19 protein-coding genes are annotated in these 21,779 nt (G+C 73.5%); 7 read left to right on the top strand and 12 right to left on the bottom strand.

Annotated features, from left to right (window positions below; genetic code table 11):
* Positions 1-5: 5 nt before the first annotated feature.
* From ACFYZL_RS35905 to ACFYZL_RS35875, 7 genes are all read right to left on the bottom strand, one after another.
* The gene (locus ACFYZL_RS35905) at positions 6-1,055 is read right to left on the bottom strand and encodes a glycosyltransferase family 2 protein (protein ID WP_388684899.1); all 1,050 of its coding nucleotides are present in this window, start codon (positions 1,053-1,055) and stop codon (positions 6-8) included.
* Positions 1,052-4,354, bottom strand: coding sequence for a DUF4082 domain-containing protein (locus tag ACFYZL_RS35900; protein ID WP_388684897.1), 3,303 nt, complete (start codon positions 4,352-4,354; stop codon positions 1,052-1,054). Before ACFYZL_RS35900 ends, ACFYZL_RS35905 begins: the two co-directional genes overlap by 4 nt.
* A gap of 17 nt (positions 4,355-4,371) precedes the next feature.
* Complete coding sequence (locus ACFYZL_RS35895) at positions 4,372-5,487, bottom strand: DegT/DnrJ/EryC1/StrS family aminotransferase (protein ID WP_384744771.1); 1,116 nt, start codon at positions 5,485-5,487, stop codon at positions 4,372-4,374.
* The gene (locus tag ACFYZL_RS35890) at positions 5,484-6,254 is read right to left on the bottom strand and encodes a NeuD/PglB/VioB family sugar acetyltransferase (RefSeq protein ID WP_388684894.1); all 771 of its coding nucleotides are present in this window, start codon (positions 6,252-6,254) and stop codon (positions 5,484-5,486) included. The genes ACFYZL_RS35895 and ACFYZL_RS35890 overlap by 4 nt, the downstream gene beginning before the upstream one ends.
* Positions 6,251-7,393: a DegT/DnrJ/EryC1/StrS family aminotransferase gene (locus ACFYZL_RS35885; protein WP_388684892.1), complete on the bottom strand. Its 1,143-nt coding sequence runs from the start codon at positions 7,391-7,393 to the stop codon at positions 6,251-6,253. The genes ACFYZL_RS35890 and ACFYZL_RS35885 overlap by 4 nt, the downstream gene beginning before the upstream one ends.
* On the bottom strand, positions 7,390-8,391 hold the full coding sequence (locus ACFYZL_RS35880) for an NAD-dependent epimerase/dehydratase family protein (RefSeq protein ID WP_388684891.1): 1,002 nt from the start codon (positions 8,389-8,391) through the stop codon (positions 7,390-7,392). The genes ACFYZL_RS35885 and ACFYZL_RS35880 overlap by 4 nt, the downstream gene beginning before the upstream one ends.
* Positions 8,392-8,458: 67 nt before the next feature.
* Positions 8,459-9,559, bottom strand: a complete 1,101-nt coding sequence (locus ACFYZL_RS35875) for a Gfo/Idh/MocA family protein (RefSeq protein ID WP_384744778.1) — start codon at positions 9,557-9,559, stop codon at positions 8,459-8,461.
* Positions 9,560-9,868: 309 nt separating this feature from the next.
* Here ACFYZL_RS35875 and ACFYZL_RS35870 point away from each other — a divergent pair, with 309 nt between their 5' ends.
* From ACFYZL_RS35870 to ACFYZL_RS35860, 3 genes are read left to right on the top strand one after another with little or no spacing between them, the layout of a single operon-like run.
* The gene (locus tag ACFYZL_RS35870) at positions 9,869-10,750 is read left to right on the top strand and encodes a glycosyltransferase (protein WP_384744779.1); all 882 of its coding nucleotides are present in this window, start codon (positions 9,869-9,871) and stop codon (positions 10,748-10,750) included.
* A gap of 2 nt (positions 10,751-10,752) precedes the next feature.
* Complete coding sequence (locus tag ACFYZL_RS35865; RefSeq protein ID WP_388684887.1) at positions 10,753-12,276, top strand: MFS transporter; 1,524 nt, start codon at positions 10,753-10,755, stop codon at positions 12,274-12,276.
* A gap of 16 nt (positions 12,277-12,292) precedes the next feature.
* A complete protein-coding gene (locus tag ACFYZL_RS35860) occupies positions 12,293-13,306 on the top strand; it encodes a TolB family protein (protein ID WP_384744817.1) in 1,014 nt (337 codons plus the stop codon).
* A 13-nt stretch (positions 13,307-13,319) separates the two neighbouring features.
* On the opposite strand, the gene ACFYZL_RS35855 is transcribed toward ACFYZL_RS35860, so the two are convergent.
* Both ACFYZL_RS35855 and ACFYZL_RS35850 read right to left on the bottom strand, forming a co-directional pair.
* Positions 13,320-13,556: a hypothetical protein gene (locus ACFYZL_RS35855; protein ID WP_384744783.1), complete on the bottom strand. Its 237-nt coding sequence runs from the start codon at positions 13,554-13,556 to the stop codon at positions 13,320-13,322.
* Positions 13,557-13,576: 20 nt separating this feature from the next.
* On the bottom strand, positions 13,577-14,239 hold the full coding sequence (locus ACFYZL_RS35850) for a DUF2278 family protein (protein WP_384744785.1): 663 nt from the start codon (positions 14,237-14,239) through the stop codon (positions 13,577-13,579).
* A gap of 291 nt (positions 14,240-14,530) precedes the next feature.
* Here ACFYZL_RS35850 and ACFYZL_RS35845 point away from each other — a divergent pair, with 291 nt between their 5' ends.
* The gene (locus tag ACFYZL_RS35845) at positions 14,531-15,976 is read left to right on the top strand and encodes a hypothetical protein (RefSeq protein ID WP_388684885.1); all 1,446 of its coding nucleotides are present in this window, start codon (positions 14,531-14,533) and stop codon (positions 15,974-15,976) included.
* A gap of 23 nt (positions 15,977-15,999) precedes the next feature.
* Positions 16,000-17,574, top strand: a complete 1,575-nt coding sequence (locus ACFYZL_RS35840; RefSeq protein ID WP_388684882.1) for a hypothetical protein — start codon at positions 16,000-16,002, stop codon at positions 17,572-17,574.
* A 45-nt stretch (positions 17,575-17,619) separates the two neighbouring features.
* Here ACFYZL_RS35840 and ACFYZL_RS35835 read toward each other — a convergent pair whose 3' ends face one another.
* Entirely contained in the window at positions 17,620-18,402 is a 783-nt protein-coding gene (locus tag ACFYZL_RS35835) for a lysophospholipid acyltransferase family protein (RefSeq protein WP_384744789.1), read from the bottom strand.
* A gap of 125 nt (positions 18,403-18,527) precedes the next feature.
* Here ACFYZL_RS35835 and ACFYZL_RS35830 point away from each other — a divergent pair, with 125 nt between their 5' ends.
* Positions 18,528-18,779 carry an acyl carrier protein gene (locus ACFYZL_RS35830; protein ID WP_384744790.1) on the top strand — a complete coding sequence of 84 codons (252 nt, stop codon included), beginning with the start codon at positions 18,528-18,530 and terminating at the stop codon, positions 18,777-18,779.
* Positions 18,780-18,887: 108 nt separating this feature from the next.
* Here the strand turns inward: ACFYZL_RS35830 and ACFYZL_RS35825 are convergent, their stop codons facing one another.
* Positions 18,888-19,190 carry a DUF1876 domain-containing protein gene (locus ACFYZL_RS35825; RefSeq protein ID WP_384583892.1) on the bottom strand — a complete coding sequence of 101 codons (303 nt, stop codon included), beginning with the start codon at positions 19,188-19,190 and terminating at the stop codon, positions 18,888-18,890.
* 333 nt (positions 19,191-19,523) lie between these two features.
* On the opposite strand from ACFYZL_RS35825, the gene ACFYZL_RS35820 reads away from it, so the two are divergent.
* Positions 19,524-20,771: a glycosyltransferase gene (locus ACFYZL_RS35820; RefSeq protein ID WP_384744792.1), complete on the top strand. Its 1,248-nt coding sequence runs from the start codon at positions 19,524-19,526 to the stop codon at positions 20,769-20,771.
* On the opposite strand, the gene ACFYZL_RS35815 is transcribed toward ACFYZL_RS35820, so the two are convergent.
* Entirely contained in the window at positions 20,739-21,773 is a 1,035-nt protein-coding gene (locus tag ACFYZL_RS35815) for an amidohydrolase family protein (RefSeq protein WP_388684878.1), read from the bottom strand. The genes ACFYZL_RS35820 and ACFYZL_RS35815 overlap by 33 nt on opposite strands.
* Between the last annotated feature and the right edge of the window lie 6 nt (positions 21,774-21,779).

The following is a 21,779-nucleotide window of genomic DNA, read 5'->3' as shown; positions in this document are numbered from 1 at the left end:
GGTCATCAGATCCCTCGGCGCTTCCACGAACGCCACCACAGCCACTCGCGCCCGCGTTCGGCGACGGCCGACAGCACGAGCGGCTGGAGGTACGGCATCACCCGCGCCCCGATCCGCCGGCGCAGGCGCAGCGCCCGGTACTCGCCGAGCCCGGTGTAGCCGCCGGGCAGGCACTCGGCGGCGAACGCCACGAGCTCGTCCACCGGAACGACCCCGGTGCGCCCCCGGTCGTACGCCCGGTAGGCGCGCCGCAGCGCGTACCGGGCGAGCCGGGTGCGCGCCGCCCGTGACAGCCGTTCGGCGTCCGGGAGCTGCCCGCCGCACTTCTCCAGCACCGAGTCGAAGGCGACGAGGCGCTGGCGGAGGTCGTCGAGCTGCCCGCCGAAGTCCGTGGTGGACATGTTGTTGCCGTGGACGCGGTAGAACGCCTGGTCGGCGCCGCTGACGTAGCCGACGTCGGCGTGGGCGGCGAGCCGCATCCACATCTCGATGTCACCGGCGTGCGGGAGCTCCGGATCGTAGCCCCCGACCTTGCGCTGGAGGCTCGTGCGCACCACCACCTCGGGCGAGGTGATGCACCCGGTGCCCTCCCGGAAGCGGCGCTCCAGCCACCAGTGGCCCGGGTAGACCACCGACCCGGTGGACCGGGTGCGGGCGGCGGGCAACGGACCGCCGTGCCGGAAGCGCAGGGGCCTGCCGTAGGCGAAGCCCGCCTCCGGGTGGGCGTCGAGCAGGGCCGCGGCACGCACCAGCGCGCCGGGGACCAGCCGGTCGTCCGCCGAGAGCAGGGCGACGTAGTCCCCGTCGGCCCACTCCAGCAGCCCCTCGTTGTAGGTGGCGATGTGGCCCCGGTTCTGCTCGTGGACCCGCACCTCGATCCGCGGGTCCTTGGCCGCCAGGGCCCGCGCCACCTCCGCGGAGTCGTCGGGCGAGGCGTCGTCGATGATGAGCACCCGGACGTCGACGCCCTCCTGTTCGTCCAGGACGCTCTTGACGCAGTCGGCCAGGAAATGGCCGTACTTGTAGCAGGGGATCACCACGCTGACCGTGCTCACTGGCCGGACACCTCCGAGGGGGCGGCGGACTCGGCGAGCGTCGCGGGCGCGGTGGTGGTGAAGATCGGACCGACCCAGTAGTTCACCGAGCCGAAGGTGTTGGTGGGGAACGTGGAGGACGCGCCGTACTTGTACAGGCCGTTGGCCCCGCCCGTGCCGTCGGCCGGGGCGACCAGCGGGTAGGAGCGGTGCGCCGCCGTGAAGTAGCCGCCGTCCACGGAGTAGTTGCCGTTCGGCGCGTGGTAGGAGGCCACGTACGAGGTCCCCGCGGTGATGGCCACCGGAGTGGCGAACTTGAGCTGCTGCCAGCCGGTCAGCGTTTCGCTGCCGAAGGTGCCGGTGGCCAGCAGCGTGCCGTTGGCGGACCAGAGGCTGCCCGTGTGGGTGCCGGTGTTGTTGGGGCCCTTGTAGAAGGTGACGCCGGTGATGTAGCCGTTCACCGCCGATTGGAAGCGGGTGCCCAGCTCGACGGAGTTGGTGTCGTCACCCACGTTGGCGGTGCTCGGGGTCGTCGTGCCGGTCCACAGCGTGCACGGGCAGTTGACCGTCGGCGGTGTCGTGCTGGTGGTGAAGTTCCACGTCACCGGCGCGGCCATGGCATTGCCCCACAGGTCGGAGGCCTGCACGGACGCCGTGTAGGTGGTGCTGAGCGCGAGCTCGCCGGCCGGGGTGAAGGTGGCGCTGTTCGACGCCGGCAGCGTCTTGGTCCCCGGCACCGTGTTGCCCCCGGAGTCCTTCAGCGTGAACACCAGGGTGTCCGCGTCGACGGCCCCGCTGAAGGTCGCCGACACGGACGCCGTGATCGCCGTCCCCGTCGCCGCGGACTGCGGGGAGATGCCGGTGACGGTGGGCGGTGTCGTACTGGCCGTGGCCGTGTCCAGGACCGCGTCCACCCAGTAGTTGCTGCCCGAGGACGCGTTGTTCGGGAAGCCGCCCGTGCCGCTGTAGCGGTAGACGCCGTTGCCTCCGTCGGTGCCGTTCTTCAACGCGGTGAACGGGGCCAGGCCCGCGTCGGACGAGGCGAAGGTGGTGTCGTAGGAGTAGCCGCCGTGGGGTGCGAAGTAGGAGGCGATGTAGGTGGTGTTGGGCTTGATCGGCACCGGCGAGGAGAAGTTCAGCTGCTGCCAGCCGGACGCCGTCTCGTTGGTGAAGGTGCCGGTGGCCAGGCGCTGGCCGGTGCTGCTCCACAGGCTGCCGGTGTGGGTGCCGGTGTTGGCGGGGGACTTGTAGAAGCGGACGCCGGTGATGGAACCGGGCACCGAGGAGCGGATCTTCACGCCGAGCTCGACGGCGCCGCCGTCACCGGCGTTGACCGTGCCCGGCACGGTCGCGGCCGGCCAGACGGTGCAGGGGCACTGCTGCGGACCGACGGTCAGCGGCACCGTGGTGGTGGCGCCCATGTTCACGCTGTCGTCGACCGCACGGACCTTGATCTGGACCGCGCCGGGAACGGTGGGCGTCCACGTGTACGTCCACGAGCCGATGCCCGTGGTCGCCTTCCAGGTGGTCCCGCCGTCGGTGGAGACCTCCACGCGGGCCACCACCCCGCCGCCGGTGTCGCTCGCCGTGCCCTTGACGGTCACGGGCCGCAGGGCCGGCACGGTGGCGTTCGACGCCGGGCTGGTCACGGTGACGGAGGGGCCGACGGTGTCCGTCGATGCCGTCGCGGCGACCAGGTTGGCCTGCAGGGACTTCGGCTGCACGCCCATGTCGGCGAAGACGTTCACCGTGGCCTGCTGCATGCGCTTGTCCTCGGTGACCACCGCGTCGTCCGGATTGCCGGTGGGCATGTTCGTCAGACCCCAGGACCACTGCACCGTGCCCGCCCCGAACACCAGGGCGTGCGAGGTCTGGTCGCGGAAGGCGACCAGGCTGTGCGTCGCGGTGCCGTTGCCGTAGTTGTTCCCGTAGTCCTGCCGGAGCTTGCCGTCGGTGATGTCCACCGTGGTCGACGACATCGCGATCTGCCCGGGCGGCCGGTAGCCGTCCTCCACGTCGCTGTCCCATTCGTAGCCGAGGGTGCCGACCGGGAACGTGGCGGTCTGGGAGGGGGTCAGGGCCGCGACGGTGGTGTTTCGCCACAGCCGCATCTTGGCGAAGGAGCCCGGCACGGTGATCGCGTCGGCGCGGTAGCCGTTCACGGTGAACAGCGAGCCCGTCAGCTGGTTCTGCGGCTGGTAGGTGCGCCCGTTGGTACCGCTCGCCGGGTCCATCCAGGTGCCCGTCCAGATCCCGCTCGGGTCGGGCACGCCGTTCGGGACCGGGAAGGACAGCTTGGTCTCCTTGTAGCAGACCAGCGTCCGGTTGGCGGTGTTCGCGCCGTCGATGCTCGGGGCGAGGCGGGTCTTCCAGAAGACCTCGTTGCCGCTGAAGTACGTCTGGTTGACCCCGGCCCGGCGCGCGTTCAGCGCGTTGGTGAACTGGTCCTGGGTCCAGTACTCGTCGTGCCCCGAGGACATGAAGACCTTGTGGTTCTGGAGCTGCGCGGCACCCCGGGTCGACACGTCGATCCCGGACATGTAGCTCACGTCGTACCCGTTGCGCTCCAGCCACGCGACCATCTGGTACTCGGAGCCGTAGATCCCGTTCTCGCCGCCGATGTCCATCGGCCGGTTGTAACTGACCTCGTACGCACGCCCGTCCGGGGCGGGCCCGGCGCCGTCGTACAGGTCCTGGCCGCCGTAGTTGTTGTACGCCTGCCAGGTCTGGTCGCTGGTCTGCACCACGATGTCGGAGTGGCTGGAGTCGTTGCGGACAACGAACGGATAGGGCATCACGCCGTTGCCGTCCGCCTGGTCGAAGTTGACGATGTACAGGCCGGAGACGGCGTCCGCCGGTACGGTCCACGTCGCGGTGACGGGCCAGTTCCCGCAGTCGACCAGCCCCGTGGAGGCCTTGGTCGTGCAGCTCTTGGGATTGCCGCCCTGCGCGAAGTTCGCCGGATACGTCTGCGCCGCCTGCGCGGCGGTCGACATCAGGCGGGCCCCGTTGCCCCCGTAGTGGCCGAGCCGGTAGACCGAGACGTGGTACGCGGTCGACGACTGGATCTTGAACTGCACGGTCTCGCCGGCCTGAACGCTCGTCTGGGCCGGGAACCCCTTGATGTCGCCGTAGGCGCTGGGTGCGAACCAGTCGGACATGGGAGTGCCCGGCTTGGAGTTCTCGCACACGATCGCATTGCTCCCCGGGCCGCAGGGATCGGCCGCGGTGGCCACCGCGGACGGCGGCAGGACCGTGGCCATGAGAGCGGCGACCACGGTGAAGAGACCGTACCGGAGTAGCCTTCTCCGTCTGTTCATCTGTACCTCTTCTTGCGTCAGCGCAGCGCGCCTGCGAGCGCGTCGACGACCCGCTGCTGTTGGGCAGCGGTGATCTGCGGGAACAGCGGAAGGGAGAGCATCCCGTCCGCGGCCCGTTCGGCGTGGGGGAAGTCGCCGCGGTCGTGACCGAGGTGACGGTAGGCGGGGGTCAGGTGGACGGGCGCGGGATAGTGCACGCCCGCCCCGATGCCCTCCGCGCCCAGCTTGCCGACCACGGCGTCCCGGTCCGCCCCGGCGACCCGTACGACGTACAGGTGCCACACGTGGACGTTGCCCGCGGCCGTGACCGGCAGGGTGATCCGGCCGGCCGCCGCGAGGTCGGCCAGCAGGGCGTCGTACCGGGCGGCGGCGGCCCTGCGGGCCGCGTTCCCGTCGGCCAGCCGGGCCAGCTTCGCCCGCAGGACCACGGCCTGCAGACCGTCCAGCCGGCTGTTGAACCCGGTCACGTCGTGCCGGTACTTGGCGACACCGCCGTGGTTGGCCATCGCCCGCACCAGGGCGGCCGTCTCCTCGTCGTCGGTGACCACGGCGCCCGCGTCCCCGTACGCCCCCAGGTTCTTGCCCGGGTAGAAGCTGGTCGCGGCGATCCCGCCGCTGCCGGGGGAGCGGCCCTCGCGGGTCGCGCCCTGGCTCTGCGCGGCGTCCTCCACGACCCGGACGTGCGGGGGCAACTCCGCGGCCAGGGCGGCCGTGTCGGCGCACTGCCCGTACAGGTGCACCGGGACCACCGCGCGGGTGGCCTCCCCGACCGCGGCCAGCGCGGCTCCCGGGTCCATCAGCAGCGAGTCGGGCAGGCAGTCGACCAGCACCGGGCGGGCCCCGATGCGGGCGACGGCGCCCGCGGTCGCGATGAAGGTGTTCGCGGGCAGCACCACCTCGTCGCCCACGCCCACCCCGCTCGCGCGCAGGGCCAGTTCCAGGGCATCGGTGCCGTTGGCGACACCCACGCAGTGCCCGACCCCGGAGAACTCCGCGTACTCGCGCTCGAAGGCGGCGACCTCCTCACCGCCGATGAAGGCGGTACCGGCCAGCACCCGGTCGAACCCGGCGCGTACTTCGTCCGCGACCTCGGCGTGCGCCGCCTTCAGGTCGACGAGCGGTATCTGGTTCATGCGACGTGACTCCCCATCCGTGTCTCCGGCCTCAGGCCGGTCCCCTCCCCATCGGCCCGCAGTTCGTCGAGGGCCGGGCCGTCGGCGGCCCGCAGCCGGCGGGCCGGGCTCCCGGCCCACACCTCGCCGGGCGGCACGTCCGCCAGGACCGTGCTCCCCATGCCGATCAGCGACCAGGCGCCGACCACTCCGTACTCGCGGACCAGCGAACCCGCACCCACGTAGGCGCCGCGCCCCAGCCGCACCCCGCCGCCGAGGCGCACGCCCGAGGCGAGCGTGGTGAAGTCCCCGACCACGTCGTCATGGGTCAGCACCGTCTGCGGCATCACGGCCACGTGCGATCCGACCCGGACGGACGCGGTCAGCACGACGTGCGCGAGCAGCACCGTGCCCACGCCGAGCATCGAGCTGTCCGACACCACCGCCGTGGGGTGGACCACCGTCGCGTACCGGTTCACCGGCAGCCCCAGGCGCCGCACCAGCCGCGCCCGCACCGCGTAGTCGCGCGGACTGCCGACGCAGACCACCACCCGGGCGCCGCCCAGCCGGTGCACCTCCTCGCAGCCGCCGAGCACCGGAACCCCGTCCACCTCCCGGCCCGTCAGCGCCGGGTCGTCGTCGAGGTGCCCGACGAGCCGCCAGCGCGGGCGGCGGCCCCACGCCAGGTCCGCGGCGGCCACGTCCCGAACCGCCTGAGCGGTCTCCCGCGCGAAACCGCCGGCGCCCACGATCACCAGGTCCTCGGTGTCCGGCCGGCCGCCGCTCATGCGCGGGCCTGTTCGCGGAGCACCGCCACCACCCGGTCCTGCTGGGCCTCGGTCATGGTGTGGAACAGCGGCAGGATCAACGAGTCCCGGCTGATCCGCTCGGTCACCGGCAGCGGTGCGGCGCCGTGGCCCGCGTACGCCGGCTCCAGGTGCGAGGCCATGATCCCGCGCCGGGCCGAGATGCCGGCCTCCGAGAGCGCCGCGAGCAGCGCGTCCCGCCCGACCGGGAAGTCCGCCGACGGCAGCACCCAGTACGACTGGAAGTTGCCCTCGCCGTACTCGGGATCCCGCACCGGCGTGAGGCCGGGGACCTCGGCCAGCAGCCGCGTGTAGCGGGCCGCCAGCTCCCGGCGCCGGGCCACGATCTCGTCCAGCCTGCCGAGCTGCACCAGGCCGACCGCGGCCTGGATGTCGGTCATACGGTAGTTGTAGCCGACTTCCAGATAGCTCTCGACGATCGGCTTGCCGCTCGCGTGCCGGTCCGCCGCGGACACGTTCATCCCGTGCTCGCGCAGCCGCCGCAACCGCTGCGCCCACTCGGCGTCGTCCGTGGTGACCATGCCGCCCTCGCCGGTGGTGATCACCTTGCGCGGGTGGAAGGACCAGGCCGCGAGCAGCGCCCCGTGGCCCACGGACTTGCCGCCGACGGTCGCGCCGATCCCGCAGGCCGCGTCCTCCACCAGCGCCAGGTCCCAGTCGGCGCAGGCCGTGCGCAGCGCGTGCACGTCGGCCGGCACCCCGCCCTGGTGCACGGCGAGCACCGCCTTGGTGCGCGGGGTGCGGACCGCGTCGACGGTGGCCGGGGTCAGGTTGCCGGTGGCCTCCTCGACGTCCGCGAACACCGGCGTCGCCCCCACGTAGCGCACCGCGTTGGCCGTGGCGATGAACGACAGCGAGGGGACGACCACCTCGTCGCCCGGCGCGAGCTCCAGCGCGATCAGCGCCAGGTGCAGGGCGGTGGTGCACGAGCTCACCGCGATGCCGTGCGCGGCGCCCACGCGCTCCGCGAAGGCCCGCTCGAACTCCGCGACCCGGGGGCCCTGGGCGACCCAGCCGGAGAGCACCGCGTCGGCGGCGGCCTTCGCCTCCTCCTCGCCCAGCCACGGCACCATGACGGGGATCCGCTCGGGCGCGCTCATCGGCCGGCCTCGCCGTCCGCGCCGGCGGCGTCGGCGGCGCGCTCGGCCCGCCACCACTCCACCAGGTCCCGCAGCCCGGTGCGCAGGTCGATCTCCGGTGTGAAGCCGAGGCGCTCCCGGGCCCGCGAGGTGTCCGCGAGCCGCCGGGTCACCCCGTTCACGGCCCGGGCCGGGCCGTGCTCCGGGTCCAGGCCGTCCGCGTCCATCGCCTCCAGCAGGCCCTGCGCGAGCTGGAGCAGACTGGTCTCGGTGGAGCTCGCGATGTTGAAGACCTCGTCGGTCAGGTCGGACTCGGCGGCCAGCAGGTTGGCGCGCGCGATGTCCCTGACGTCGACGAAGTCCATGGTCTGGGTGCCGTCGCCCAGGATCAGCGGCGGCTCGCCCGCCGAGATCCGCTCCATCCAGCGGATCAGCACCTCGGTGTACAGGCCGTGGATGTCCATCCGGGGCCCGTAGACGTTGAAGTAGCGCAGCGCGACGTAGTCCAGCCCGTACATGGAGTGGAAGCTGCGCAGCATCCCCTCGTTGAAGGCCTTCGCCGCACCGTAGAAGGTGTCGTTGTTGTAGGGGTGGTGGCGCTCCGTGGTCGGGAAGGTCTCGGCCAGCCCGTAGACCGAGGCCGAGGACGAGGCGATCACCTTGCCCACCCCGGCCGCGGCCGCCGCCTCCAGCACGTTGAACGTGCCGTCGACCATCACCTCGTTCGCCAGCCGCGGTTCCTCCGCGCACTGCGTGATCCGGATCGCCGCGAGGTGGAACACCAGGTCCGCGCCGTCCGTGGCCTTGCGCACGGCGGCCACGTCGCGGATGTCGCCCTCGACGAGCTCCACCACACCGCTCGGCAGGGCACGGGCCAGGTTGGCCGTGCGCCCCCGCACGAAGTTGTCGAGTACGACGACCTCGCGCGCCCCGTTGTCCACCAGGAGGTCCACCACGTGCGAACCGATGGTCCCCGCCCCTCCGGTGACCAGAATCCTCTTGCCTCGTACGCTGCTCAACGCCCTGCCCCCACTGAATCGTTCATCGTCTGTCGTGCGAACGGCCCGGCCGCAGCCGGGCCGAAGATCAACGCCCGGTGCGCAGTCCGACCACCGCGCCACGGAACTCCAGGCTCCGCGAGGCGGCTTCGAGGATGTCCAGGACCTTCAGCCCCGCCCGGCCGTCGGTCAGCGGGGCGCGCCCCGTCCTGATCGAGTCGGCGAACTCCTCCACCATGCTGCGCAGGGCTTCCTTCTCGCCGATCGCGGGCGCCACCATGTCGCCGGTGCGGTACGAGACGAGCATGTCGCGGCGCTCGTCCACGCCGATCTCCTGCGGCGCCGTCAGGTCCACCCCGCGGTCGAACACCGCGACCCGCTGCGAGGGGTTGAGGTCGTCCCAGACCAGCGTGCGCTTGGACCCGCCGACCATCGTGGTGCGGACCTTCGTCGGGGAGAGCCAGTTGACGTGCACGTGGGCGATGGCGCCGGTGCTGAGCTGGAGCGTCAGATAGGCCACGCAGGACTGCCCGGCCCCGATCGGGTCGGCCCCGTGCGCGGCGACCGCGACGGGCCGGACGTGGTCCGGGAGGATGAAGTCGAGCACCGACAGGTCGTGCGGGGCCAGGTCCCACAGGACGTCGATGTCCTTCTGGACCAGCCCCAGGTTGATCCGGACCGAGTCGACGAACTGGATGTCGCCCAGCTCCCCGGAGTGCACCATGTCGCGGATCCGGGCCACCGCCGGCGTGTAGCAGTACGTGTGGTCGCACATCAGGGTCAGACCGCGCTCCTCGGCCTCCCGCACGAGCTTCAGCCCGTCCTCGTAGGTGGCGGCGAGGGGCTTCTCCACGAGCACGTGCTTCCCGGCGCGCAGGGCGGCCAGCGCCACGTCCAGGTGCGTGCCCGCGGGAGTGGCCACGGCGACCGCGTCGACCTCGGGGTCCGCGAGGACCGCCGCGTAGTCCGCGGTGGCCTGGACGGTGGAGTACGCGCCGAGCACCTGCCGGGCCCGGTCCACGTTCAGATCGCAGAGCCAGCGCAGCCGGAACGCGGGACTGGACTGGAAGTTGCGGACGAGATTGGGGCCCCAGTAGCCCGCGCCGACCACGGCGACGCCTAACGCGGCCCCGGGCTCCCGGCCGGCGGCGACGGCGTCCCGCCCCGCGTTCTTCGCGGTGTCCTTCACAGCGTTCCCCTTCCCTCCGCGCACACCTGACGGTGCGTCGACAACTCGTGGCCGGGACGCGTGTGATGGAGGGACGGGCCGTCGAGGGCAGCCCGGACGCCTGCGCGTCCCGTGCGTGACCTGCTCAACGGTGATGGCCCCCCACAACCGATGCTGCGTAAACCGCGTGCTTCCGCCCCCCGGACCGGCCGCTTGTTCCCCCAGGCGACCGAACCGCTACAGCGCGCTCAATCTAGACCACCTTGCCTACGCCTGGGGAGAGTTGGGGGAATCACCCGAGTCCGTTGATCGAACGTGCATACTGCCCGGGTGACCAGCATCGTGATACCGGCCCACAACGAGGGCGTGGTCATCGGCCGACTCCTCGACGCACTCCTGGCCGATACCGCAGACAGGGACCCCGGCGAGGACGACATCGTCGTCGTCTGCAACGGCTGTACGGACGACACCGCGCGGGTCGCCGCCGCCCGCGGCCCCCGCGTACGGGTGGTCGACATCCCGACTCCCTCCAAGCACACGGCACTTCGGGTCGGCGACGAGCACGCGCGCGGCTTCCCCCGGCTCTACGTGGACGCCGACGTCATCCTCGGGGCCGCCGACGTACGCGCCCTGACCGCCGCCCTCGACGGGAACCCGGAGCTCCTCGCCGCCGCCCCCGGCCGGGACATCCCGCTCGCCGGCTGCGCCTGGCCGGTGCGGGCGTACTACCGGGTGTGGCAGCGGCTCCCGGCCGTCCGCGAGGGCCTGTTCGGGCGGGGGGTCATCGCCGTGACCGAGGCCGGGCACGCGCGGATCGCCGCGCTGCCGCCGCTCATGGCGGACGACCTGGCGGCGTCGCTGGCCTTCGGACCGGGGGAGCGGAGCGTGATCGAGGCGGCCCGGGTCGTCGTCCGGCCGCCGCGCACCTGGTCCGACCTGATCAAGCGGAAGGTCCGCGCGTCGACCTCCTCCGCCGAGCTGGAACGCGTACAGGCGGCCGAGCGCACCGGGGAGGAGCCGCCCGCGCCGTCCGCACGCACCGGCACCGCGGATCTGCGCGCCGTCCTGCGGGAGCGGCCGGGGCTGCTGCCCGGGGTCGTGGTGTTCGTCGTGGCGGCCCTCGCCGCCCGCCGGGGGTCCCGCAAGGCCATCAGGGACGGGGACTTCTCCACCTGGCTGCGGGACGAGAGCAGCCGGCAGGGGAGCGCCTGACCATGTACCTCGCGGACCGCTCCGCCCCCGCCGACGGGGCGAAGACCGCGCCGGGCACCGCCCCCGGACGGACCCCCGCGGTGGCCTCGACCGTGCTCGCCCTGGGCACCGTCAGCCTGATCACCGACATCTCCTCCGAGATGGTCACAGCGGTCCTGCCGCTCTACCTGATCGTGGGGCTCGGCCTGAGCCCGCTCGGCTTCGGCGCCCTGGACGGCGTCTACAACGGGGTCAGCGCCCTCGTCCAGCTCACCGGCGGGCACCTCGCCGACCGGGTCCGCAACCACAAGCTGATCGCCGGGCTCGGCTACGGCCTGTCCGCCCTGTGCAAACCGCTGCTGCTGCTCGCCCACAGCGCGGGCCCGATCGGCGTGGTCCTCGCCCTGGAACGCACCGGCAAGGGCCTGCGCACGGCCCCGCGCGACGCGCTGATCTCCCTGTCCACCCCCGCCGGACAACAGGGGAGGGCCTTCGGCGTCCACCGCGCCATGGACACCACGGGCGCCCTGCTCGGCCCCCTCGCCGCCTTCTTCATCCTGAGCGCGGCGGTGGGCGGCTACGACGCGGTCTTCGGCGTCAGCGCGTGCGTGGCCGCACTCGGCGTGGTCGTACTCGTCCTCTTCGTCCCGAGCCGCAGCCCGCGGACGCGCCCGGCGGGATCCGGTTCCGCGGGGTCCGGCCCGGGGCAGGCGCGCACCGCGAAGAGCGGCCCCGGGCGGGCTCGCGCCGCGCAGGCCCCTTCGACGGAGGCGGGCCCCGGGCGGGCTCGCGCCGCGCGGGGCGCCGCCACGCAGGCCGTCCCCGGGCAGGCCGGCTCGGCGGGGACCGGTCCGGCCGGAGGCGGAGCCGCTCCGGCGGGTCCCGCTCCGGCCGGTGCCGCCGGGGATGCCGCTGCCCCCGCCGTCGGCCTGCGGCAGGCACTGGCGCTGCTGCGCCTGCCCCGGCTGCGCGCGCTCGCGGTCTGTGCCGCCCTGCTCGGGCTGACCACCGTCAGCGACGCCTTCGTCTACCTCCTCCTCCAGGACCGCACCGGCCTCGACGCGCGCTGGTTCCCGCTGCTGCCGCTCGGCACCGCCACGGTGTTCCTCCTGCTGGCCGTACCGGCCGGGGCACTGGCCGACCGGATCGGGCGGCGCACCGTGTTCCTCACCGGGCACGCCCTGCTCCTCGCCGGCTACGGGCTGCTCCTCTGGGCGCCCGCCTGGCCCGCCCTGCCCTACCTCGTCCTCGCCCTGCACGGGGTCTTCTACGCGGCCACCGACGGCGTCCTGCCCGCCGCCGTCGCCGCCACCGTCCCCGGGGAGCTGCGGGGCACCGGCCTCGCCCTCGTCGGCACCGGCCAGGCCCTGGCCCGGGTCGCCTGCTCGCTGGCCTTCGGCGGCGCCTGGTCCCTCTGGGGTCCCGGCCCGGCGCTCGCCGCCGCCGCGGCCGGGCTGCTGTGCTGCGCGGCCGTCGCGGGCTTCGTACTGCGCGACCCGCGCGACCCGCGCGACACCCCTCGTACCGACCCGCCCCGACGCCCGTGAGGACCCCCCGATGACGCTGTCTCCCAAGCGCCGCCTGCTCGTCCTCGCCCTGGCGGTGCTGCTCCTCGGGGGAGCCGCCACCGCGATGGTGCTGCGCGCCGCCGACCGCGCCGAGCAGCCGCGGCGGGGCGGCCCCGCCATCGCCGCCGGCCAGGTCTCGCTGGGCCGGCCGGGCACGCTGCTGCTGCTCAACACCGCGCAGGGCCCGCACCGCGGGACCCTCGCCTCCGTCCCCGCCGACGACCCCGAGGGCGAACGCACCGCCTCGGACCTCAGCTGCCAACGCTTCCACGCCGCCGCCGGCACCGGCGTGTGCCTGCGCTCCACGCCCGGCGCCCTCGCCCAGGACAATCAGGCGATCATCGTCGGCGCCGACCTGAAGACCCGCCACAGCTTCCCCCTCGCGGGCACCCCCAGCCGGGCCCGGGTCTCCCCGAGCGGCCGGTTCGCCGCCTGGACGGTCTTCGTCGCGGGCGAGTCCTACGGCGCCGCGTTCTTCTCCACCCGCACCAGCATCGTGGACACCACCACCTGGCAGCTCGAACCGGACCTGGAGAAGTTCACCGTCCTCATGGACGGCAAGAAGTACAGCGCGGGCGACGTGAACTTCTGGGGCGTGACCTTCTCCAAGGACGACGACACCTTCTACGCCACGCTCGCCACCGCGGGCCAGACCCACCTGGTCAGGGGCTCGCTCTCCGCCCGAACCGTCACCACCCTCGCGCAGAACGTCGAATGCCCGTCCCTGTCCCCGGACGAGACCCGCGTCGTCTACAAGAAGCGGGTGCAGCGCGGGGCTTCGCTGTGGCGCGAACACGTACTGGACCTGAAGACCCTGCGCGACCAGCCGCTCGCGGAGAAGCGCAGCGTCGACGACCAGGCCGCCTGGCTCGACGACCGGACCCTCGCCTACGCCCTGCCCACCGAGGGCGCCACCGACGGCACGGACCTGTGGACCGTCCCCGCGGACGGCAGCGGCAGCCCGCGCCTGCTGGCCCCGGGAGCCTCCTCCCCGGCCCGCCTGGGCTGAGGAACCGGCACGATCAGCGTGGGTTCCAGGTGAACTTGCCGCCCGCGACCCACCGGACCTCGTCGGGGTCGTCCAGGTCGTGGATGGTGATCCCGAACTCCGCGGCGATCAACAGCACGTCCGTCATGGACATCGCCCTGCCGACGAACTCTCCGTCGACCTCCACGATGCGGAAGGGCGGATTGCCGGTCTGAACCCCCAGGACGGTGACCCGCGCCGGGTGCATGTACGGTGCCGAACCTTCGGTCATGAGGAAACAGTGGCACAGCCTCAGACGGGGTGCCCGTCGGAGTCGGTGTGGTCCTTCTGGGTGGAGAACCGGTTCAGGAAAACGTCCCAGCGCCCGTCGGGGCGCAGGGTCAGGGTCGCGCCGTCCTGCCAGGTGCCGTTCTGGGGCCACCATTCGCTGCCGTACGGGTCGCCCTGGTTCTGGTGGACGTTGTGCATGCCGAGGCCCGCGTCGAAGGGTTCGCCGAAGACCAGGATCGGCCGTCCGAGCTCCAGGATCCGTTCGAGGGCCAGGGCCGCGTCCAGATTGGAACCCGTCTGCCACGGCCGCGTCGGTCGCACCCACCGGTCGAGGCGGTCCCGCAGCGCCCGCGGCAACCACGCGGGCCACGCCGGGCGGTCCCGCAGGGCCGGATGGCGCAGGTAGTCGAGCGCCCCGGACGAGGACGAGCGCGCCAGCTCGTGGTAGCCCTGCGCCTGCGCCAGTGCGGTCACCGGCCCGAGCATCGAGGCGTCCACGGTGAAGGACCGCCACCGCACACCCGTCGCCGAGTCGTGGCTGTCCACGTCCACGGCGCACCTGTACCGCCCGTCGGGCGCGTCCACCCTGAGGTTGACGTGGAACCAGGCGCCCTCGTCGTCGGGGGTGTCGCGGAAGTGCTGCGACAGCGTCCCGGCCAGTACGCCGTAGTGGTCGAATGGCATGCCTTCCAGTGAAGCACCGGCCGCCGCCGCGGGCCATCGGGACGCCGCCCGCCGTCCCCGTGTCAACACGGGGACGGCGTGCTCACCCCCTCCCGCAGATCGGCCGCCCCCGGAGCCGCGGGCCGCCGACCGCCCCACGGGCGCGCGGCCCCCACCCGCGGCCGTGCCCGGGCGGGCGCGGGTGCGCGGCGCCGGAGCGGCGATCCGCGGTCCCCGTTCGGTGCCACCATGCGTGCGCGATCAAGAAACCAGCGCACGGACGACATCAGCGCACGGACGAGAGGTGGGGACGTGACCCCTCAGGTGGTCGACGAAGCGACACGGCGCCTTCCCGAGCGGCAGAAGCCGAAAGCCGCCGCGAAGAACGAACCCGCCGTCCCGCCGGAACCGGGCCGCACCGACGCCGAGTTGCTGATCGCCGCCTCCGTGCTGCTGGCCGACGCGGCGCTGACGGCGCGGCAGGCCGGCGCGGAGCTGACCGGAGCCCTCGGCAGCCGGCTCTTCGGGCTGGCGGCCCTGCGCCGCCCCACCTGGGCGCTCGATGCCGCGTTCTCCTGCGCCAGGGCGCTGACGAACCCGGCCGGCCTCGGATTCGGGGCGAACGGCGGCCTCTTCGGGGAACTCGCCCGGTTCGCCGGGAGCGTGACGTACCGTCGGCCCGCCAAGGTGGCCATGGCCGTGGACGCCTTCGCCCTCCGGATCCGGGCGGCCGCCGCCGAGCACCCGAACCTGGCGGCGCCGGCGGCCCGGCGCCTGACCGACGCCATGGTGGCCGGGAACCGGATCGAGGCACTCCGGGCCCTGCGCGGGCTCGTCGAACGGCTGGGCATCACCCGCGCCCTGACCACCCTGAGCCCCGTCATGATGGAGCTCCTCGCCCTGCTCGGGCTCCTCGACGAGAACCCGGTCAACGACTCCTTCTCCTGGGTCACCCTGGCCGGCGGGGTCCCGACCACCGACCCCTTCATGGGACTGCCGAGTTCCCTGATCAAATACCTCAACCCCGGGCCGGGGCGGGCCGAGCGGACCGAGCCGGACTCCATCCTGGCCAAGGTCCTCGAGACCTCCCGCAACGACATCGTCAGCTACGTCAACGACATCGGCGCCCTCGGCAACCACGGACTGGCCCTGTTGCGCCGGGTCCGGTGTGCCGACGGGTCCGTACGCCACGTGCTCCTGCTGCCCGGCACCAGCTTCGCGCTGCTCAGCAACAGCACGCCCCAGGACGTGATCGGGGCGTTCGACGGCTGCCTGCGCACCGACACCACCTACACCCGCGCCGTCCGCAACCTCGTGGAACGTGCGGGCGTCCCGGCCGGATCCGAGCTGATGATCGTCGGCCACAGCCTCGGCGGACTGACCGCGATGAACCTGGCCTCGGACCCGGTGTTCTCCTCGACGTACCGCCTCACCCACGTGATCGCGGTGGGCTCGCCGATCGACGCCAAGCGGCCCGCCGACCACACCACGCGGGTGATCAGCCTGGTCAACGAGCACGACGTGATCCCGACGCTGGACGGGCGCGGCCCGGCCTCCCCCAACGACATTCCCGCCGACTGGGTCGAACTGTCCTGGCTGGACGAGTCGTACGACTACCCGCTGTCGCACGCCCCGCAGGCGTACTCCGACAGCCTGCGCGGCCCGATGGCCCACCACCGGGAGCGGGTCAACGGGCTGATCGGGGCCTACGAGGGCGAGATCACCGCCAACCAGCCGTACATGCTGCGCGACAAGTGACCGCGAGGGAGAGGGAACGACCGATGGCAGACGAAGAAACCCGCGACACCCACGACGGCCGCGACACCCACGACAGGCACGACACCCGCGACGGCCGCGACCGCGACGGGCACGACACCCGCGACGGGCACGACGGCCACGAAGACGGGGAGACCCGGGCCGCGGCGGCGGTCCGCGGCCCCGCCGCGGCCTGGCCCCTGGAGAACGCCCTGTTCAGCGCCGCCGTGCTGGCCCGGCGGCTGCCCTGGGCGGATGCCCCCGCCCGCGCCCTGGGCCTGGACCTGCTCACCCACGAGGGGATGACCCGCGCCCTGCTCGGGCACCTGAAGCGCACCCGGTCCGGGCGGCCCGTACGGTTGCGCACGCCGTTCGGTTCCTTCCTCGTACCGCTCCGCGCCGGCGACGCCGCGGCCCTGCTCGCGCACGCGGAGCGGGAGGGCGCCCTGGGCACCGCGATCGGGATCGACGCCGGGGGACGCCGCTACGGGCTCTCCCCGCACGCCGCCCCCGACGCCGCCCGCGCCCGGGAGGCCACCCCGCCCGCCGACGCGCTCCGGGCCCTGGTCCGCGACGACGTGGACGGGATCACGGGGGCCCGGCGCGGGGACGGCACCCTCGACTGGAAGGTCTGGCGTGCCGGGACGCTGCGCCTGGCCCGGCGGGTGGTGGCGGGGGCCGCGGCCGCCGAGGACACCCTGCTGAGCGAGGTGCTCGCCGCGGCGACGTCGGCCGTCGACAGCCGGTCCGGCGAAGCCAGGACCGCGGCCCTGGGCCGTCGCCTCGCGCCGTACCTGACCGACCCGGACCCCGCCTCGCTCGCGGGCCGGCTGTCGCCGGGCGGCGAGGCCGCAAAGACCCTGGTCGGTTCCCTGGCGCACGCGCTCGCCGTGGTGTCCGAGGCCGCCTCCGCCACCGCGCTCCAGGCCCTGGCCCTGGACGCCGCGGGGGCCGCGGACTCCCCGGAACGGGCGGTGGCGGAGGCGCTGCGCCACTGGCCGCCCGTGGCCGCCGCCGCGCACCCGGTGCGTGCGTCGTTCGTCTGGCACGACCTGGCGGTGGAGTCCGGGACGGAGATCCTGTGCGCCCCCGGACTGCTGCCGCACGAACCGGGCGGCGACGGCCCGGCCCCCTGGCCCGGAGCGCTCTGCACGGCGCCCGCCGGCTGCGCGTGGGCGCCCTTCGCGGAACTCGTCGCGACGGAGACCGTGCGGGCGGTCCTGGCCGGGGCCCGGCCGGTGCTGATCTCCCCCCGGTTCGGTCCGGACCGGCTGCCGGACACCCTGGAGCCGGGCGAACTGCTCGTGGCCCTGACCGACCGCGAGGGACGGTCCGGCGACGGGCGGATCACGGTCGGCCTGCCGACGGCGCTGCCGGTCGCCGCCCACGGATACGCGCCCGCCTCGTACGCGGCGCTGGCGCAGGCCAGCGCGGAGCGGCTGGAACGGCACGCGGAGAGCCTCGCGGCCTGCGCCGGCCACACCGGCTGGAACGACGACGAGGCCGGCGAGCACTTCCGCATGGTGCTCCTCGGCCACGCCGACCGGTGTGCGAAGGCCGCGGCCGACGTACGGCGGGCCGCGCAGCGGCTGGCGGGCTGAGGAACCCGGTCGACGACAGGCGCCCGCCGGGCCCCGGGCCCGGCCCTACCAGAAGGGCGTCTCCCGGCGGCCGACCTCGTGGTCGAGCATGCCCTGCACGGCGGCCTGTGCCTCGGCGCAGAGCGAGCGGGCCGCCGTCGAGCGCTCGGCGAGCGACGAGGGCCGGGCGGGCGGCTCGATCGGCTCGCCGATGGTGATGAGCCACTTCGCGGGCAGCGGGAACGCCGGGGTGAGCGGGAAGTAGGGCAGGTCGAAGAGGCGTGCCAGGGCGGGGATCTCCCCGAGCTTGGGGTACGCCTCCTCGGCGCCGACGATCGCCACGGGCAGGACGGGTGCGCCCGAGCGGATCGAGGTCACGGCGAATCCCGGGCTGAAGGGGCGGAGCCGATAGCGCTCGTGCAGGGGCTTTTCCAGACCGGAGATTCCCTCGGGGAACACTCCCACGAGTTCCCCCGCGTTCAGGTGTTCCAGTCCGAGCGTCGGGTCGATCGGGAAAGCGCCCTTCTTCCGCGCGTACGAGCCGAGCACCGGCACGCGGAAGGTCAGCGGGGCCGCGGGAACGTGCAGGGGCCGGCGCAGGCTCCGGGTGAGGACCTTCATCAGCACGAAGGCGTCCAGCCCCCAGGCGCCGGAATGGTTTGCGACGAGGACCGCCGGGCCTTGCGGCGGCACGTTCTCCAGCCCCAGGACGTCCAGCCGGAAGTATTCGTCGACGAGCCAGTCCAGGGTCCGGTCCCAGGCGATCTCGCCCGCCTCCCCGAACAGCCGCCGAAAGAGCCGGAATTCGACTGCGGCCGCCTCGAGGAAATCGGTCAGGCTTTCGGGCATCGAGGACTCTCGCTCTCATGTTTCGGAACGTCAACAATCGGCCCCACCAAGGGTTTTGCAGGAATTCGCCGACGTGGTAGTTATTCCACCACGAGATCCATTCCCGCCGTTCCATGCGAGGTGCCGTGACCCTTTCCGCGCAGGAATCCGTCATCGACGTGATCACCGAACTGCTCACCGAGACGCTCGAGGTGCCCGCCGAGGAGGTACGGGCGGACGCACCGATGCGCCTCCTGGTGGAGGACTCGCTCGTCGTCGTCGAACTGGCCATCGCGGTGGAGGAGCGGCTGGGTGTGAAGATCGACGAGGCGGAGTTCGACGACTGCACCCTGGGGGAGTTCGCCGAGGCCGTGGCGGCCCGCCGGGCCGCCCGCTGAGCCCGGGCCCGGCGACGGTCGAACGCCTGTCGCGCGGGTGAGCCCGCGGCCCCGCCCGGACCCCGCCGGCCGTCCGAACCCCGCGGGCCCTCCGGGCCGCGCCGCACCCTACTTGGCCGGGCCCGTGTCCTCGGGCCAGCCGTAACCGGTGCGCGGCGGTTCGGGCACGCCGCCCACCGCGGCCAGGTCCTTGTCCGCCGCCCGCATCAGTTGACCCGCCAGATCGCGCATGGCCCGGCTCGCGGCCAGCTCGTCACCGATCGCGGGGACCTCCACGTCCGTCGGATTGCAGCGCGCCTTCCCGCGCCCGACCATGGTGGTCTTCCCGTTGTCGAGCACGGCCCGCGCCTTGGTCGTACCGTCCTCCTCGGTCAGGTAGACGCCCACCTGCCATTCCTCGGCGTGTGTCATGACGTGCCTCCTCACACTCCGATCCCACTGGTTCCAGAATCCCCCCGTACGGGCCGGTCCGGCCATCCGCGGCCGCCGGCGGTGGGCCGGGGCCGGTGCGAGGGACGGCCGTGGACCGCGTGGACGACCTGCCCGGCACGAAGCCGTCGCTCAGCGTGACGCCGGTGCGCGGGAACGGGCGTCGAGGGCGTACGCCCCCGCCGGCGCAGGATCCCCCGGGTGCGGAAGGGGCCGGTCGACCGCCCGCCCGGGTCGCACTTCGCCCGCGCGGCGCGGTGTGATCAAATCACCCTGGATCCTTGCAGGTTACCGATTGAACGGGGGAGTTCGATCATGCGTGTGGTGCTGTCGGCGTACGACTCGCGCGGGGGCGTCGAGCCGCTCGTGGGGCTCGCGGTGCGGCTGCGGGAGCGCGGCGCGGAGGTGCTCGTGTGCGCACCGCCGGACGAGGAGTTCGCGAAGCGGCTGGCCGAGGTCGGCGTGGAGATGGTGCCGACCGGGGCGTCGGTGCGGGACCTCGTCAGCGGGAAGACCCCGCCGACGCCCGGCGGCGTGCCCCGGCGGGCGGCCGAGCTGGTCGCGGCGTTCCACGAGAACGTCACCGCGGTGGCGGAGGGCTTCGACGTACTGGTGGCGACCGGGCTCGTACCGGCCGTCGCCGGTGTGCGGTCGGCCGCCGAGACGCTCGGCATTCCCTACGTGTACGCGAGCTACCAGCCGGTGAGCCTCCCGTCGCCGCACCACCCGCCCATCCCGCGGCCGGGCCGGCCGCTGCCCGCCGACGTCACCGACCACCGCGAGCTGTGGGAGCGCGACGCCCGGGACGCGCAGGAGGTCTTCGGCGAGGCGATCAACACCCACCGGGCGTCGGTCGGCCTGCCGCCGCTGGACGACCTGCGCGACCAGGTCTTCACCGACCGCCCGTGGCTGGCCGCGGACCCGGTCCTGGCCCCGTGGCGGCAGCCGGCCGACCTCGACGTGCTGCAGACGGGCGCATGGGTGCTGCCCGACGAACGCCCGCTGCCCGCGGAGCTGGTGGCCTTCCTGGACGCGGGGACGGCGCCGGTGTACGTGGGCTTCGGCAGCGTGCCCGTGCGCGACCCGGGAGACGTCGCCCGGGCGGCGGTCGAGGCGATCCGCGCGCAGGGCCGCCGCGTGGTCCTCTCCCGCGGCTGGGCGGAGCTGGCCAGGGTCGACGAGCAGGAGGACTGCTTCGTCGTCGGCGAGGTCAACCACCAGGCGCTGTTCCGCCGGTCGGCCGCCGTCGTCCACCACGGCGGCGCGGGCACCACGACGACGGCCACCTGGGCCGGGGTGCCGCAGGTGCTGGTGCCGCAAGGCGGCGACCAGCCCTACTTCGCGTCCCGGATCGTCGAGTTGGGCATCGGAGCGGCACACGACGGTCCGACCCCGACCTTCGAGTCCCTTTCGGAGGCGCTGCGTTCGGCCCTGGCGCCCGAGACGGCCGCCCGGGCCGGCGCCGTGGCCGGCAGGTTCAGCGCCGACGGGGCGGCGGTGGCCGCGGACCTGCTGTTCGCGACGTACGGCTCAGACCGTCGCCAACTGGGGGATCAGGCTTAGCGCGTTGTCGTGGTAGACGCCCGTCAGCTGCTCCGGGGTGAAGGCGGGGTCCGCGTCGAGGGCGGGCAGCGCCAGGTCCACGACCGTGTCGGCGGGGGCGGCCGGCCAGTCCGTGCCGAACAGGATGTGCTCGGCCGGCACGTGGGCGAGGAGGGCCGCCGCCGGCGCCATCGGCCCCGCGGTGTCGTAGTAGAAGCGCCGCAGGTGGTCGCGGACGGCGCCGGGGTCGACGGCCGGGTCGCAGAACCGTCCCAGGGCCTGGATCCGCGGCGCGATGTACGGCAGGAACCCGCCGGCGTGCGGCAGGATCACCTTGATGTTCGGGAAGCGGTCCAGCGTCCTGTGGCTGATCATGTTCACGGCGGCGCGGGTGGTGTCCAGCAGGAAGTCGCACACGAAGTTCGGGATGCCGGGGACGGCCGCCCCGCCGGGCGGGCTCCCCGGCAGGTTGTGCGGGTGGGTGTCCACCACGGCGCCGAGGTCGTCCAACTCGTGGAACACCCGGTCGTAGGAGGGATCGCCGAGGTACACGCCGCCGTGGTTGGCCGTCACGTTCACCCCGACCGCCCCGAACTGGCCGAGGCCGCGGCGCACGGCCCAGGAGGAGGCCTCCGCGTCCTCCAGGAAGAGGGGGGCGTAGAAAGAGAACCGCCCCGGATGCGAGTTCGCCACCTCCAGCATGGACAGGAGCGTGATGTTGACCGCCTCGCGCAGCTGTGCGGACGAGTGGTACTTCGCCGGGAGCATGGGCTTGAGCACCGCCGTCGCGATGCCCACGCGGTCCATGAAGCGGATCGAGTCCTCCGCGTCGAACCGGGCCCAAGGCGGCAGCTGCCGCGGGTTGACCAGCTCGTGGCGCTCGGCCCACTCGCGCCACTCCGGAGCGCAGAAGTGATGGTGCATGTCGATCTTCGCCTGCACCGCCTGTCCGGCGGCGGCCTCGGCCTCGGCCGACGCCAGTCCCGGCAGGTGCAGTTCGGAGGTACTCGTGGAGTCGGGCATACCGGT

Source organism: Streptomyces sp. NPDC001717 (genome assembly GCF_042892775.1).
GTDB lineage: Bacteria > Actinomycetota > Actinomycetes > Streptomycetales > Streptomycetaceae > Streptomyces.
Note: the sequence above shows the minus strand (reverse complement) of the source record. Positions and strands in the feature narration are given on the sequence as shown.

Excerpts from the sequence above, each read along its gene's own strand:
- ACFYZL_RS35900 (WP_388684897.1), bottom strand. The coding sequence starts at position 4,354 with ATGAACAGACGGAGAAGGCTACTCCGGTACGGTCTCTTCACCGTGGTC.
- ACFYZL_RS35835 (WP_384744789.1), bottom strand. The coding sequence starts at position 18,402 with ATGCCCGAAAGCCTGACCGATTTCCTCGAGGCGGCCGCAGTCGAATTC.
- ACFYZL_RS35815 (WP_388684878.1), bottom strand. The coding sequence starts at position 21,773 with ATGCCCGACTCCACGAGTACCTCCGAACTGCACCTGCCGGGACTGGCG.
- ACFYZL_RS35890 (WP_388684894.1), bottom strand. The coding sequence starts at position 6,254 with ATGAGCGGCGGCCGGCCGGACACCGAGGACCTGGTGATCGTGGGCGCC.
- ACFYZL_RS35850 (WP_384744785.1), bottom strand. The coding sequence starts at position 14,239 with ATGCCATTCGACCACTACGGCGTACTGGCCGGGACGCTGTCGCAGCAC.
- ACFYZL_RS35895 (WP_384744771.1), bottom strand. The coding sequence starts at position 5,487 with ATGAACCAGATACCGCTCGTCGACCTGAAGGCGGCGCACGCCGAGGTC.
- ACFYZL_RS35840 (WP_388684882.1), top strand. The coding sequence starts at position 16,000 with ATGGCAGACGAAGAAACCCGCGACACCCACGACGGCCGCGACACCCAC.
- ACFYZL_RS35865 (WP_388684887.1), top strand. The coding sequence starts at position 10,753 with ATGTACCTCGCGGACCGCTCCGCCCCCGCCGACGGGGCGAAGACCGCG.
- ACFYZL_RS35855 (WP_384744783.1), bottom strand. The coding sequence starts at position 13,556 with ATGACCGAAGGTTCGGCACCGTACATGCACCCGGCGCGGGTCACCGTC.
- ACFYZL_RS35820 (WP_384744792.1), top strand. The coding sequence starts at position 19,524 with ATGCGTGTGGTGCTGTCGGCGTACGACTCGCGCGGGGGCGTCGAGCCG.
- ACFYZL_RS35825 (WP_384583892.1), bottom strand. The coding sequence starts at position 19,190 with ATGACACACGCCGAGGAATGGCAGGTGGGCGTCTACCTGACCGAGGAG.
- ACFYZL_RS35885 (WP_388684892.1), bottom strand. The coding sequence starts at position 7,393 with ATGAGCGCGCCCGAGCGGATCCCCGTCATGGTGCCGTGGCTGGGCGAG.